This is a genomic window from Pseudomonas allokribbensis (assembly GCF_014863605.1).
In the GTDB taxonomy this organism is placed as follows: Bacteria; Pseudomonadota; Gammaproteobacteria; order Pseudomonadales; family Pseudomonadaceae; genus Aquipseudomonas; species Aquipseudomonas allokribbensis.
Window position 1 is genome coordinate 6,369,603 of sequence record NZ_CP062252.1, and the last position, 14,121, is coordinate 6,383,723.

Genomic DNA, 14,121 nt, shown 5'->3' on the forward strand with positions numbered 1-14,121 from the left:
AGCGTCATGACTGAGCTGTCGCAGGTGTCGGTCACCGCACTCAAGGGTGTCGGTGAGGCCATGGCCGAGAAACTGGCCAAGGTCGGTCTGGAAAACCTCCAGGACGTACTGTTCCACCTGCCGCTGCGCTATCAGGATCGCACCCGCGTGGTGCCGATCGGCGCATTGCGGCCGGGGCAGGACGCCGTGGTCGAAGGCACCGTCAGCGGCGCCGACGTGGTCATGGGCCGACGCCGCAGCCTCGTCGTGCGTTTGCAGGACGGCACCGGCGGCTTGAGCCTGCGCTTCTACCACTTCAGCAACGCGCAGAAAGAAGGCCTCAAGCGCGGCACGCGGATTCGCTGCTACGGTGAAGCCCGGCCGGGTGCCTCGGGGCTGGAGATCTACCACCCGGAATACCGCGCCATCAACGGCGACGAACCGCCGCCAGTGGATGAAACCCTGACCCCGGTCTACCCGCTGACCGAAGGCCTGACCCAGGCGCGTCTGCGCCAGTTGTGCCTACAGACGCTGACCCTGCTCAAGCCGGCCACCCTGCCCGACTGGCTGCCGACCGAGCTGGCCCGCGATTACCAACTGGCGCCGCTGGCCGACGCGATCCGCTACCTGCACAACCCGCCCGCCGATGCCGACGTCGACGAACTCGCCCTCGGTCATCACTGGGCCCAGCATCGCCTGGCCTTCGAAGAGCTGCTGACCCATCAACTGTCCCAGCAGCGCCTGCGCGAAAGCATGCGTTCCCTGCGCGCACCGGCCATGCCGAAAGCCACGAAGCTGCCACCGAAATACCTGGCCAACCTCGGCTTCAACCCGACCGGCGCTCAGCAGCGGGTCGGCAACGAAATCGCCTACGACCTCAGCCAGCACGAACCGATGCTGCGGCTGATTCAGGGCGACGTTGGCGCCGGCAAAACCGTGGTCGCCGCCCTCGCTGCGCTGCAAGCGCTGGAGGCGGGTTATCAGGTCGCACTGATGGCGCCGACCGAGATCCTCGCGGAGCAGCACTTCATCACCTTCAAGCGCTGGCTCGAGCCGCTGGGCATTGAAGTGGCATGGCTGGCCGGCAAGCTCAAGGGCAAGAACCGCGTCGCCGCGCTGGAGCAGATCGCCAGTGGCACACCGATGGTGGTCGGCACTCACGCGCTGTTCCAGGACGAAGTGCAGTTCAAGAACCTCGCGCTGGTGATCATCGACGAACAACACCGCTTCGGCGTGCAGCAACGTCTGGCGCTGCGGCAGAAAGGCGTCGGCGGGCGCATGTGCCCGCATCAATTGATCATGACCGCCACGCCGATTCCCCGGACGCTGGCGATGAGCGCCTACGCCGACCTCGACACCTCGATCCTCGACGAACTGCCGCCCGGCCGAACCCCGGTCAACACCGTGCTGGTCACCGATACCCGCCGCGTCGAAGTCATCGAACGGGTGCGCAGCGCCTGCACCGAGGGCCGTCAGGCCTATTGGGTGTGCACGCTGATTGAAGAGTCAGAAGAGCTGACCTGCCAGGCCGCCGAAACCACCTTCGAAGACCTCACCGCCGCCCTTGGCGAGCTGAAGGTCGGGCTGATCCACGGCCGCATGAAACCCGCCGAAAAAGCCGCCGTCATGGCCGAATTCAAGGCCGGCAACCTGCAATTGCTGGTCGCCACCACCGTGATCGAAGTCGGCGTCGACGTGCCCAACGCCAGCCTGATGATCATCGAAAACCCTGAACGTCTGGGCCTCGCGCAGCTGCACCAGTTGCGCGGCCGCGTCGGCCGGGGCAGCGCGGTCAGCCATTGCGTGCTGCTCTACCATCCGCCGCTGTCACAGATCGGCCGCCAGCGCCTGGGCATCATGCGCGAGACCAACGACGGTTTCGTCATCGCCGAAAAAGACCTCGAACTGCGCGGCCCCGGCGAAATGCTCGGCACCCGCCAGACCGGTCTGCTGCAATTCAAGGTCGCCGACCTGATGCGCGACGCCGATCTGCTGCCCGCCGTGCGCGATGCCGCCCAGGCATTGCTCGAACGCTGGCCCACCCACGTCAGCCCGCTGCTCGACCGATGGCTGCGACACGGGCAGCAATACGGCCAAGTGTGAGCACCGTCGCAGTTTCTCAAAGCTCGTTCCAACCAAGCTGGTTATACTCCAGCAATTGTTTCAAAAACGGATACAGACCATGACCGAAGCTGCTCTCGCCCCCGAATCCCCGCACGCTCCGTCTGTTATTCGGCTGCTGCTCAACAAGCTGGGCGTCGCCTACGAAGAAGTGCTCGACCACCACGGCCTCAACGCCTCGCGCAAAGTGCAGGCCGTGTTGCTGGACGACGCAGTCGGTGCGCTGATGGTGCTGTTTCCACAGAGCCAGTTGCTGGATCTCAACCGCCTCGCCGAGCTGACGGGCCGTCGCCTGACCGCCGTGTCCACAGAGCGCCTGGAAAAGATGCTCGGCAAACACAGCCTGAGCCTGCTGCCGGGCCTGCCGGCGCTGACCAGCTCGCCGTGCCTCTACGAAGAAAGCCTGCTGCGCGAGCCGAAGTTGCTGATCAACTCCGGCGAGCCGGGCCTGTTGCTGGAAATCGCCAGCGAAGACTTCAAGACCATGCTGACCAAGGCCAGTGCCGCCAACTTCGGCGAAGCCCTGAGCAGCATCCGCCCGAACCTCGACCGCCCGGACGATGACCGCGAGGAAATCACCCAGGCCGTGCAGGCGTTCACCGCGCGGCGCATCCAGCAACGTCTGGAAGCGACCATCGAGATTCCGCCGCTGGCCGAAACCGCACAAAAAATCATCAAGCTGCGCGTCGACCCGAACGCCACCATCGACGACATCACCGGCGTGGTCGAAACCGACCCGGCGCTGGCGGCGCAAGTGGTGAGCTGGGCGGCGTCGCCGTACTACGCTTCGCCGGGCAAGATCCGTTCGGTGGAAGACGCGATCGTCCGCGTGCTGGGCTTCGATCTGGTGATCAACCTGGCGCTGGGCCTGGCCCTCGGCAAGACCCTGAGCCTGCCCAAGGATCACCCGCAACACACCACGCCGTACTGGCAGCAGTCGATCTACACCGCCGCCGTCATCGAAGGCCTGACCCGCGCCATGCCGCGCGCCCAGCGCCCGGAAGCCGGCCTGACCTACCTCGCCGGCCTGCTGCACAACTTCGGCTACCTGTTGCTGGCCCACGTGTTCCCGCCGCACTTCTCGCTGATCTGCCGCCACCTGGAGGTCAACCCGCACCTGTGCCACAGCTACGTCGAGCAACACCTGTTGGGCATCAGCCGCGAACAGATCGGCTCCTGGCTGATGCGCTACTGGGACATGCCGGACGAACTGGCCACCGCCCTGCGCTTCCAGCACGACCCGAACTACGACGGCGCCTACGCCGAATACCCGAACCTCGTCTGCTTGGCCGTGCGCCTGCTGCGCGGTCGCGGGATCGGCTCCGGGCCGGATGAAGACATTCCGGATGCGTTGTTGGAGCGTGTTGGTTTGACTCGCGACAAGGCCAATGACGTCGTCAGCAAAGTGCTCGAGGCTGAAGTACTGCTGCGTGAACTGGCTTCGCAGTTCAGCCAGGCCTGATTCGCGCCCATAAAAAAGGCCCCACACTCAACCGAGTGTGGGGCCTTTTTTGTGGCGAGGGAGCTTGCTCCCGCTCGGCTGCGCAGCAGTCGCAAACCAACCAATAAGGTATGTCAGTTATAACGAGGTCTCAGGGTTTAGGCCCGCTTCGCAGCCCAGCGGGACGGTGCGGCGACCCGACAAGCTCCCTCGCCACAACAGTCCTTCATCCTCAAGCCTTCGGCTTGGCCTTCCTAGGCTTCAAATACTTCATCAACCCCTGAAACCACATCACCAGTGCCGGGTTGCCCTTGAGCTGGATCGACTTGTCCTGAATCCCCTGCATGAACGCCAGCTGCTTGTTCTTCGCCTGCATCGTGGCAAACCCGAACGCCGCGTCTTTAAAGGCAATCGCAAACGCCGGCTCCGCCACCACCCCGGACTTGCTGGTAATGCGTTGATCCTTCACCACGAAATGCCGCGCCACTTTCCCGTCCAGAGTCTGTAGCTGAAACACCAGATCCTTGTCACCCAACTGCTGCTGGAACGCAGGATTTGTCCGACTGGCCTTACCCATCAACAGACCCAGCATCCACAGAAGAAAACGAAATTTCATGCGCACAGCCTCAAAAGGAAAATGAACGGCTGGGGGAGTGTAAGGGATTCGGACGGATTCGCCACTATCCAAGACTGATAGAAGACGATGCAGGTCTTTTCTCGCATGATGACTGCCAAGTCACGCCTTGAGCCTGATCGTTCCCACGCTCTGCGTGGGAATGCATCCCGTGACGCTCCGCGTCACACCATCCCCCGTCCTACACCTGAAGAAACACATTCCTGTAGGAGCTGCCGATAGCAATGGTTTCTTGTTCCTCTACCCCGCAAATCCTTGGGAAATGTCCTTCAAACTGCGGTGCTGTCCATGAACTAGGCGTGCTCGGAGTTCATCGATAACCTCTTTCCGTCACCGCAAAATCGGTGACCGGATGTGCAAGTCCGAAAACCGGGGCAAATCTTTCCAACTCCAAAGGATTTACACCGATGATCGATCCAACCCTCACTGACGAAGAAGTTTCCCCCTACGAATTCCCAGACTCGAAGAAACTCCATGAAGCCGCCGAACGCGCCCTCGACCACCATTTCAAACCCAGCGCCCCACGCCCAAAACGCCTCGGCGGCCTGTTCGCCCTCTGCCCCAACGCCGACGCTGAAGCCCTCATGGCCAACGCCTCCGAAGACCTCCTGTCCATCAGCGCCTTCGCCGCCAACCTGGCCGACGACCTCGACGGCCCCCGCCGCTCGATGGCACTGGGCCTGAGCAGAATGGCGGACGGCGTGCGGTTGATGGTGGAAGGCACGCTCGATCACATTGAGTTTCGGGAGTATCAGGCCAAGCCGTAGCTGAATCGCGGGCGGAAAAAAGGGGACGTTGAGTCCCCTTTCCTGATCTTCGGCAACAGCAACTAGCGAAAGTCCTCTGCGCTTTTTGGTCGTGACTCCAACCCTTGGAGCGCCGCCCGGTTTATGAAGGAATAACTTCCTGAGTCGCATCGCTGCCTGAATACAACTTTGTCCTCCTTGAGCACTGTCAGAAAACTCACGAAGGCCTGACTAACGAGGTAGGTATACGCACCGCTTTTGAACTTGATGATGTTCAGGTTCACGCCGCCTTCCGACGCATCTACAACAAAGAACTTTCCCTTGGGTGGCATAGCGTTCTTTGGATAAACCATCTCGATGTTCCCCGGCACACCATAGCGATACTGGACAGAACCGGCCGTGGGCTTGCTGTTACCCGTCGCACAAACAGAAACCGTCTTGCCGCCCTCCAGCGGGCAGCTGAAGTAGATGTCTTCGTCATCCGAGCACAACGTTCCATCCTGCCTGCCCTTCAACGGCGCCGTCTCTTGTGAAACGCGCTCCGGCTTTTTGGCGGCATCGGCACAATTGGACAGGCAAACCAGCTTCGAAAGATCCGGAACATCGCTTTCAGTGAACAGGTACGTCGCTGAACCATCGCGGTTGCGGGCGTGATAAACGGGAACACTGACGGCCAGCCCTTTGGCCGATACCGGCACCTTGGTATCCCCGCCCGAGACGACCCAGCCTTCGGCCTCCCCGCATAACGCCTCCAAAGCGACTTCACTGAACGAGTCCTTCGTTGGCACGGCGAACGGCTTGGCATCACCTCGGCAGTCATAACCATGCCAGTAGGGCCCGGTATTCATATCAATATCGATCGAGAAAACATAAGCGCCTTCGAGCACAACTTTGCCGCTGTCGTAGGTGAAAACCAGCCAGCGGCGCGACTTCGCCTGGGAGTAGTTTTCTTCCTGAAGGATGTAGCGCTCGCCATCTCGGTACAGCCAAAAGCCACTCATCGCCCCAGCCGGTTCCTCCGTCTCGGAGAGACGCTGCCCGGAGTGTACGTCCACCAGGAAGTTGTCCTTCAGCGCCAGCGCGCATTCGCTGCCAACGTCCCTGCACGACGTGAGTGACGGGAACATCGGCCCCGCCACCGCAGAGAAAGAACACAGCAATAACGCGATCAAACCTAATCTTTTCAACTTGCCACCTGTTTCAAAGCGAGTAATCCATCACTTCTTCCAGCCGCCAGCATTGCCCACGGACAAACCGATACTCGAAGACATAATCGGTATCCGGTTTCTGCAGGATGGCGACGGCGTGATCACCCTGCTCTTCCTTGACGGTCAGCGTCAGGCCCTGGGCCTCTCGCTTCGCCAGATCCGGGACAATCGGGAACTTGAGCTGTTCGCCGCTGAGGCTGCTTTTTTGCATCTCGGGCTCGGGATCACCGGCCACGGTCGTGACCATTTTCAGCGGCTGCTGGACGAAGGCTTTCTGCACGTCCGCGCGTTCAGAGAAGGCTGAGAGGAACGTTGAAAAGTTGGGTGAGGGGCAAGCAGCACTGGCCTTGTCACCATCAGTTTTGAGTGGCTTCTGACGGTTGCCCTGATTCAGTTCTGAATCCGCAATCATCTTTGCATCCTGGGCTGCCAGAAACTTCTTAATACTCGCCGCATCTTTGTATGCGCACTCCACGCTTATCCCTTTATCCAAATCGCGGCCTTCGTAACAGTTCTGCAATTCAGGTGGATAGGTATTGCCGCGAAAAAATTCCAACGACAATCGGTCGCCATTCTTCACAAGATGCAGCTCCTGGGTTGAATAGGAGACACCTTGGAAACCCGTGTTCGACTCAGGTGTTTTCGTTAGAACAAACATGGATTTCCCCGCTCGCTCAGGGAAATTTCGTTCGAAGAAAAACACCGAGGCAATCTTCTCGCCTTCGACCTTCCACACATAATTCAGCGAAGGTTTCACCGCACTCATGGGCGCGTAGAAAATCTCGGCATCAGGTACATGCACGTCTCTAACCTGATCCTTAAGGTTGTTCTTCAAAAAGAACACCGTGATCTTTTGATCACCCAACGAAGCAACCACCGGGGGATGCAGTTCTCCGATGGTTTGTAGGTCACTTGCCGATGCCGGCCGAGTCGACAAGCCGACGATGAGGCCGAGCGCACCCAAACAACTTGAAAGCTTGTTCAATTCCGATCACTTCCCTGCTGATCAATCTTCTGAATATTTACGCTGATGGTTTCACGATGACTCAGGTGCGCCACATTTCAGCTCTTTGATCTGCTCGTTCTGAATCGGAATCACACAGGCGAGGCGCTTGGCGCCAGTAGAGCGAAGCTCTGTCAGGCTAAGCGTCACATGCAAACCATCTTCTGCGAACACATGATCCTCAAACCCCGCAGAGGAATAACCCGACCAAAACGGTTTGCCGTCAAAGCTGCAAAACCGCGTAGAGGAAAGCACCTTCCAGTTACCATCCGGTGCAACAATTTGAACGTTCAGGCATGGGTTGCCAAACGTAGTGATATAGCGAACCACAACATCGCCGAAACGCTGAGAAGCAGCTTTCGAAACGTTAACGACATTGACCACCTCACTCGGGCCATCAGGTGCGATAGCGTCAAGATAGACGGCACGCTCCAGACTCATTCTGGTGACGCATTTGTTGATAACCATGGTATGCGCCGCCGACCCGAATTGTGCAGCCGTGGTTTCAAGGGGGCACGTGGCGTCGCGCAACTTGATCCAGGCCCGTTGCGAGTCTCTGGCGATGACCATGAAAGCCTTCCCCTCCTCAGGCTCAGACTCCCACCCAGACTCGAACCGAGCCAACAATTTCTTGTAGCTGGAATTGAGTTTCGCGTCGGCATCTTTCCGCTCAGCTTCCACGCACTCGTCGTATTGCCAGCTCACCGTAATGACTTTGCAATTGTCCTCAGCGAGCGCGATTGAAGCGGACAGCAGGCCTAAGGACAACGCGATAAAGCGCACAAACATGTTCAATGTTTCATTCCCTGAATGACGGATCGCTCAACTACGCGTTGAGGTATTTTCTGCGCCTTGCCGTCCGCACTCATCGCGTCGCGGTACTGGTTGTAATAGCGCTGCGCTTCATCTTTGCGATCAAGGCGCCAGAGTGAATCGGCGATGTTCAACATCAGCACTGTGCGCTTACCGACGGCCTCAACGCCGCGATAAAACTTCAGTGCAAGTTCATCGTTTCCGCCCTCGGCCAAGTAAAAGGCCAGGTCGTTGAGAGCTTGAACATTGCGCGCCGGTGGGTGACAAGCCATATAGGCGTCTGGACTTATAGTGCGAAGATTGAATTCGAGTTCTTCCACGCGAGATTGCGGCATCTCAATACTTGAGACTTGATTCAACAAATCCTTTGGAGATGGTGTCGTCAAGGCAAGGTCAAGAACCTCCCCCTCACCGGAAGCCCATCGATTGCCCTCCCACTTGCCGTAGCAAAACGTGGCTGCGTGCTGACTCAGTACGCAACCGGTCTCCATCGAAACGACACCGCAACCAGTCTCCTCTGTTGGAATTTCTTCACCCTCTTGACCAATGACAACGCTATACAGAGTCTGAAGAAGCAGCACTGTTTTTTTGTCAGGGCTTAGCCAACTGTCATACGTTTCGGTACCAACGTCGGAAACATAGAGTGGGAAAGTCTTGCCATTCGCGGTAAACGAGGCGATCGCCAATTCCGCAGCAGGCCTGTTCCATGTCTTATCCTTCAGCGTCAACATGTGCCCGCCAACCCCGACGATCTGCATGTTCTCCGCCAAGGCATTGGCTGAAGCAAACAGGCTCATGACAATCATCAACCACTTAAGGCTGCCCATAGTCGATCCTTTTCACCGAGGGGCTTTCCGACTGCAGCTGCCTCTTCGTCACGCCATAAGCCTTGATCAGCTCTTCCCAGGAACCCTTCGAACCAAATGAGCGCTGGTTATTATCGAAGCTGTATTGCTCCAATCGCCCCGCAGTCGAGTAATACCCGCGCCATTCAGGACAGGCACCGCAACCGCCATAACCGCCTATCGAAACAAGACTGCCCTTGGTGCCTTTCACACAATCCATCGCCACGACAACGTTACTCAGCATCTTCGTCTTCTTACCGTCCGACGTAAGCTGTGAAACCTTGTCGATGTTGCGCCGCAACACTTTGCCGCCAATGTTGATCGTCTGATCGGAGCAGACCGGGATGAGGTGGGTTTCCGCGTCATCCACCGTCACGGATCGGCAGGACGACACCATCACCACTTCAACACCGCCACATTGCATGACATCGCGCTGGGTGTAGGCGTCCTTGGGAACGGCGAATGCTGGAAACGAGATCAGCAGCGAAAGGCTGCCCGCGAGAAGATGCTGATTCATGGAAAATTCCCTTTTGCCGTTAACCGGCCTGTTGTCCAGCCAGGCACTTTGCGTAGCCATCGGCGAATTTGGCATCGAATGACAGCTCCACCGGCTCTTCCAGTTCAGCCGAGGTATTGAGCAACACTCGAGTGGCCGGGGTGTATTTGATCCAGCCGATGGTGCCGGTGCCGTCCGTATCAAAGAGCAACTGGGCTCGCACGGTTTCACCGTCGTCATCGTCAATCAGCAGGTTGACCTTGTCCTTGCCGACATAGCGGAACGGGAAGTTGCTGCTCCTGACCATCTCGGTGAGATAGCCGTAGCAACTCACGGCTTCGGCAGTTGCCGGAATGGCGTAGGTGAGGGGCAACAGTAGAAGTGCACTCAGCATGGGCCGAATGGAAAAGCGGTTCATCCAATCATCCTTAATCAAACGGCGGCGATCACAAATCCTTGAACGCCAGCAGCCGGAACTCGTTGTTCACAAACTCGAAGTAGCGGGTCCTGTAGCGGCTTTCCAGCTCATTACCCTGCGCGTCCTCTTCGGTATCGGCCGCAATGCCGGAAACAATGAGCAGACGACTATCGGGCTTGTTCGACAGGCTGAAGGTATTGCCGTCGTATGCATTCGGCAGCCCGCCGACAACCTCCCCCGTACGCGCATCCAGCACTTCGCCGCAAATGGTGCTGCCGCCACAACCGAATTGGTACAGGATGTAGTGGCCGGCAAAGTTGACCTTGCGTTTGAGTGCCTGTGCACGATCCTTATCCATCCTCGGGTTGCTGTGTTCTTGCGGCACCGGTTCATGATTAGTGCCGGCGAACACTGGGGAGACGGTGTAATCCTTGAAGGCCGGGTTGGCGGCGTAAGCCACGGACGTGGCAATGGCCAAGAGACTGCCGAGCAGAACTGAACATCCTTTCACGCTGTAACTCCGTAACTGAAATCTATTCGGACTGACCTTCATAACGCTGTGTCTGTGGGTTGAATTGCCACAGATGTGGCCGGGTCAGGGCCTCTTCGCCCTTGTATCGAATCTGGCCACGCTTATCCCGGATGTAGGAGTAGATCTTGATGTCTTTAAAGTCGCCGCCGTTCTTGGGCGGACTGTCCAACACCTTGACCCCGGCGAAGTAACTGCCCCCGGCATAGTTCAGGTAACCACGGCACTGGATCAGGAAAGCGAATGTACTGTCCATGGATGACCCAATACCCACACGGGAGTTGAAGATGAAATCTTCGATGCCATCGCCATTGAGATCGCCGATGTAGACCACATGGCCGGGCTCAGTAGAAAACTCTTTACCATCGATTCTGGAAAGCATGTCTTCCGGCTCTTCACCTCTCTCTGACCATTTCGAGAGGAAATATCTGGCGTCGGTTTCCTGATTGCAGACATCCGTCGCCATCGCCACTAACGGAAGCCAGCCCATACATAACAACAGCAGTCTTTTCACTTCATTTCCTTTGAACTAACCCGTCTCAATTCAGCGGGAGTGTTTGTCCATTCGCAGCAAAGGGCGCGCTCGCCGTAGCGCCATTCGCCAGCAACATTTCACGCGGTAACTCCGTTCGGTCTTCGCAGGCTTACTCAAAAGCCATGCTGCGCACCGCTGTTTTGATTTGTTCAAATCCTTCGGTGCTGATCGCCAACGGTTTGGCCGAGCCTGATTCCGCCGAGCCGATCAGCACGTCTTTACCCCGCAGCAGACAAAAAGCGACGCGGGTAATGTGCCGTCGTGACTTGTCGTGGAAGCCGAAGATGAACCCCGAAGACTTCTCTCCACCTAATGCCTCGAAGGTGTATCTGTTCTTGGGCCCTGCCAGCGACGTAGGCTCCCAACCATGATCGGTCAGGGTCGCCGGGCATCTACGGTCGTTGTCATCACGCAGGAGTTGTAGAGCAATGGAGTCATTTTCCGGTGGCTTCCGGGCGGTGAGCAAGGAGAAGCTATCAGCGCTTTCACACACCGCACCAAACCACGGCTGGCTCAAGTTACCGGACTTCTCGAAATGCCAGTCATAGCCACTCGACGTTTCCGCCTGCCACATGCCAGGTGCGTTGGCCCGAGTGGGCAGTTGTTTGTCCGCGACGAACACCAGATAAAAGCTTTCGAACGTCAGCCATTGATCCTGTAACAGCGGCATGGAGAACCGGCATGAGCCCAACTCGACAGCTGCCTGGACAGGGCCGTGCGCAACAGCTGACTGGCCCGACTTATCACCAACCACAATGGCATCGGCGGCCACGGCCGTCTGTACCAGAGCAATACAGCCGAGTAGCGAACCCAGCAGCCATGAAGGCTTGATTAAACCCATCAATCCATATCCCTGTGCATAACGTTATCGACTACTTCTTGACCGCAGTCGGCTCATCCTTTGTTCGCAGGATTGATCAGCTCTAGCTCACCATCGAGGTACAACACCTCACACCCCACCCAGGCCGAATCCACCTGCGGCATCACCGCCGAAGGCTTGCGCAGTTCCCGCAACAACGTCGATCCATGCGACAACCGCCCGCCCATCCGCGCAATCACCGCCCGCGCTGCCTGATAGTGCGCGTGACGCCCGGGATCGAGGGTGTCTTCCAGCAAGATGTCTTCGCCAAGAATGCCCCGCACCTGCCCCGGGTAAATCATGAACCCGGTGGCCTGTTCGGCACCTTCGCGACCGTCCTGCCAGAAACTGCCGTCGCGCGTGCGGATGTCCGGGTGCGGCGCAAACCAGTGATCGCGATCCGCCAGTGGCATGGCGTGATGCAGGCGGAAGAAGATGCGCATCAGGTTGTCGCGATACCACTCGCGCACTTGCAGGTAGTAACCACGCAGGCCCGGCAGGCCGGTCGAGTGAGCGAGGCGAATCAGCCCTGACCATTGCGGGAAGGCCTGTAGTGGCAGCGCGCTCGACGCAGGTCGAGGTGTGGCGGGATCGGTCTCCCACGGCAGCCGATGAGGGCTGTTTTCCAGGTTGTCGTAAGCGGTGGGCGGTCGGCCCAGCCAGTCCCCGCCGCTGCTGGCCAGCGCCGTGGCGATGCACAGATTGCCCTGCACCACGAACACATAAAACCGGGTGAACCAGTCGGCCAGTTGCTGACCGTCAGCACCCTGGGCGACGAGGTCGGTCAGCTCTTGGTCGAAGCGCTGCAAGCCGTGCTCAAGGCTCAGCAAATATCCGCGAGCGATACGTTGCATGCGCAGGAACAACGGTAGGGAACGCACCATCCGCAGCGGTCGCCACGGCAGATGCGGGGTCGCACCGCCGACTTCACCGGCATAGTTGCTGGCGCTGATGCCCCAGTCGGCCAACCGTGCGAGAAACAGGTCGTTGTTGATGTAGGACGCGCCGCCAAATACAGCCGTGAACGGTTCGTTGTCCTGCAACACCCGCGCATCCCAACGAGCCATGATCGCCGGAATGCTCGCGGCGGCCCGGCGCTGGGCGTATTCCACCAGCATGCTGGGTTGCGGCGGCAAGATCTCGGCGATGTTGGCGGCCGTCAGGTGGCGGCGCCAGCCGTAGTCGCTGATCGGCCGGAATTGCAGCAGCCACAGTTGCGTACCGTCCCAGGCCCATTCGACATCGCCCGGCACATAGTGGAACACCCGCAAGACATCCTGGAGAAAGCGCCACAGCACGTCTTCGGTCAAACCGTGGGCGGCCGTGAACGTGCCACTGCGCCAGGCTTCGCCGAGCCGCGAGAGCGTCGCCCGCTCCGGGCTGATCTGGCCGTCGGCAAGGGACTCAAGATGACCTTCAACCCACTCGAGTTCCACCGACAGATGACGCACAAACGCGATGCCCGACACCTGCGGCGTGATGAAGCGCTGCACCACCACTTCCTCGACACCTTCGGCAGTCAGCTCGACGATGCGCGCCGGCACGATGGCGGCCGGCTCGCGCAGGTAAGTCGTGCTCAAACCGGCATTCGCCGAGTCGGCCTGATCTTCGCCGTAACTGGAGGAACGTACCGCCCAGATCGCCTGTGGTTGGCTGGCGAGAAAGGTCGGTAGTCGCGGGTCGTTGCAATCGTTGAGAGTCAGCGCCGTCGGCACCGGTTGCCGGGCCAGTTCCGCCAGACGCAAACGCCCGCCCTTGGTGTGCGCGACGAAGCCGCGCTCGCCCGACTCCAGCCACTGCGCAAACTGCGCGGGTGCGTCGATCCACGGGTAATGGCCCCAACCGGGTTGGAGGCTGATGGTCAGATCTGCGCGCGCAAGAATCGCCGACCATGCCGCCGCTTGTTCGATGCCAAGCACCTTGTCCTGATCGCCCCAGACCAGCTCGACCGGGTCGGTGATCCACTCCAGCAAGGGCAGCGCGGTGTCGGCACGGATCAGATCCCAGTGCGGCACAAACGCACGGCAGCGCGCATAACCGGCGCCCATGCGCTGGTACTGCGCGGGCGTCCAGGTCTGGTTGGAGAACTTGCGCGCGAACAGCGTGGGTTTGTTCGACAGCAGCCAATGAATGCTCTTTCGGATTGGCAGCGGTGACATCAGCGCCGGCAATCGACGCTGCCACAAAAAAGCGCCCACCGGCGCCAGCAAAACACTGCGAGAAAAGTGCCCGGGCCGACGTTGCAGCGCATGCAGCACCAGCAGCGCGTTGACCCCGACGGCCATGATCGCACTGCCCTTTTGCGTCATCGCCAACAAGATCTGGGCGTAAGCCGCCAGATCCTCGCAGGGCGGCTGCGGGTTGGCGCCGAAGCCCGGCAGCTCCAGCGGCACCACGTCGTAACGCTGAAAATGCGGCAACGCGTCATCCCACCAATCGGCGGCGCTGCCGTTGCCGGCCAGCAGGTACATCAGGGGCTTGCTCATGGGCGATC

Annotated in this window: 14 protein-coding genes; 3 read left to right on the plus strand and 11 right to left on the minus strand. The window is 59.3% G+C overall.

The window, feature by feature from the left end; all coding sequences use genetic code 11:
* Positions 1–6 precede the first annotated feature (6 nt).
* Together recG and IF199_RS29410 are read left to right on the plus strand one after the other, a co-directional pair.
* Positions 7–2,082, plus strand: a complete 2,076-nt coding sequence (gene recG, locus IF199_RS29405) for an ATP-dependent DNA helicase RecG (protein WP_192559298.1) — start codon at positions 7–9, stop codon at positions 2,080–2,082.
* A 79-nt stretch (positions 2,083–2,161) separates the two neighbouring features.
* Positions 2,162–3,562, plus strand: a complete 1,401-nt coding sequence (locus IF199_RS29410; RefSeq protein ID WP_085708861.1) for an aminoacyl-tRNA deacylase and HDOD domain-containing protein — start codon at positions 2,162–2,164, stop codon at positions 3,560–3,562.
* A 211-nt stretch (positions 3,563–3,773) separates the two neighbouring features.
* On the opposite strand, the gene IF199_RS29415 is transcribed toward IF199_RS29410, so the two are convergent.
* Entirely contained in the window at positions 3,774–4,157 is a 384-nt protein-coding gene (locus tag IF199_RS29415; RefSeq protein WP_096817262.1) for an SCP2 sterol-binding domain-containing protein, read from the minus strand.
* Between the two features lie 425 nt (positions 4,158–4,582).
* Between IF199_RS29415 and IF199_RS29420 the strand changes: the two genes are divergently transcribed.
* Positions 4,583–4,942 carry a DUF6124 family protein gene (locus IF199_RS29420; RefSeq protein ID WP_192559299.1) on the plus strand — a complete coding sequence of 120 codons (360 nt, stop codon included), beginning with the start codon at positions 4,583–4,585 and terminating at the stop codon, positions 4,940–4,942.
* 62 nt (positions 4,943–5,004) lie between these two features.
* On the opposite strand, the gene IF199_RS29425 is transcribed toward IF199_RS29420, so the two are convergent.
* The 10 genes from IF199_RS29425 to IF199_RS29470 form a co-directional block, all read right to left on the minus strand.
* Positions 5,005–6,093: a hypothetical protein gene (locus tag IF199_RS29425; protein ID WP_244142422.1), complete on the minus strand. Its 1,089-nt coding sequence runs from the start codon at positions 6,091–6,093 to the stop codon at positions 5,005–5,007.
* Positions 6,094–6,121: 28 nt separating this feature from the next.
* Positions 6,122–7,114 (minus strand): hypothetical protein, encoded by a 993-nt coding sequence (locus IF199_RS29430; RefSeq protein WP_244142423.1) that lies wholly within the window; start codon positions 7,112–7,114, stop codon positions 6,122–6,124.
* Positions 7,115–7,165: 51 nt separating this feature from the next.
* On the minus strand, positions 7,166–7,921 hold the full coding sequence (locus tag IF199_RS29435; protein WP_192561022.1) for a lysozyme inhibitor LprI family protein: 756 nt from the start codon (positions 7,919–7,921) through the stop codon (positions 7,166–7,168).
* Between the two features lie 2 nt (positions 7,922–7,923).
* Positions 7,924–8,772, minus strand: a complete 849-nt coding sequence (locus IF199_RS29440) for a tetratricopeptide repeat protein (RefSeq protein ID WP_192559300.1) — start codon at positions 8,770–8,772, stop codon at positions 7,924–7,926.
* Positions 8,759–9,307, minus strand: a complete 549-nt coding sequence (locus tag IF199_RS29445) for a hypothetical protein (RefSeq protein WP_192559301.1) — start codon at positions 9,305–9,307, stop codon at positions 8,759–8,761. Before IF199_RS29445 ends, IF199_RS29440 begins: the two co-directional genes overlap by 14 nt.
* A 19-nt stretch (positions 9,308–9,326) precedes the next feature.
* A complete protein-coding gene (locus IF199_RS29450) occupies positions 9,327–9,704 on the minus strand; it encodes a hypothetical protein (RefSeq protein ID WP_085708856.1) in 378 nt (125 codons plus the stop codon).
* Between the two features lie 28 nt (positions 9,705–9,732).
* Positions 9,733–10,215, minus strand: coding sequence for a hypothetical protein (locus IF199_RS29455; protein ID WP_192559302.1), 483 nt, complete (start codon positions 10,213–10,215; stop codon positions 9,733–9,735).
* Positions 10,216–10,237: 22 nt separating this feature from the next.
* Positions 10,238–10,747 (minus strand): hypothetical protein, encoded by a 510-nt coding sequence (locus IF199_RS29460; RefSeq protein WP_244142424.1) that lies wholly within the window; start codon positions 10,745–10,747, stop codon positions 10,238–10,240.
* Between the two features lie 130 nt (positions 10,748–10,877).
* Positions 10,878–11,609 (minus strand): hypothetical protein, encoded by a 732-nt coding sequence (locus IF199_RS29465; RefSeq protein WP_192559303.1) that lies wholly within the window; start codon positions 11,607–11,609, stop codon positions 10,878–10,880.
* 53 nt (positions 11,610–11,662) lie between these two features.
* Positions 11,663–14,113 carry a PEP-utilizing enzyme gene (locus tag IF199_RS29470; protein WP_192559304.1) on the minus strand — a complete coding sequence of 817 codons (2,451 nt, stop codon included), beginning with the start codon at positions 14,111–14,113 and terminating at the stop codon, positions 11,663–11,665.
* Positions 14,114–14,121 lie beyond the last annotated feature (8 nt).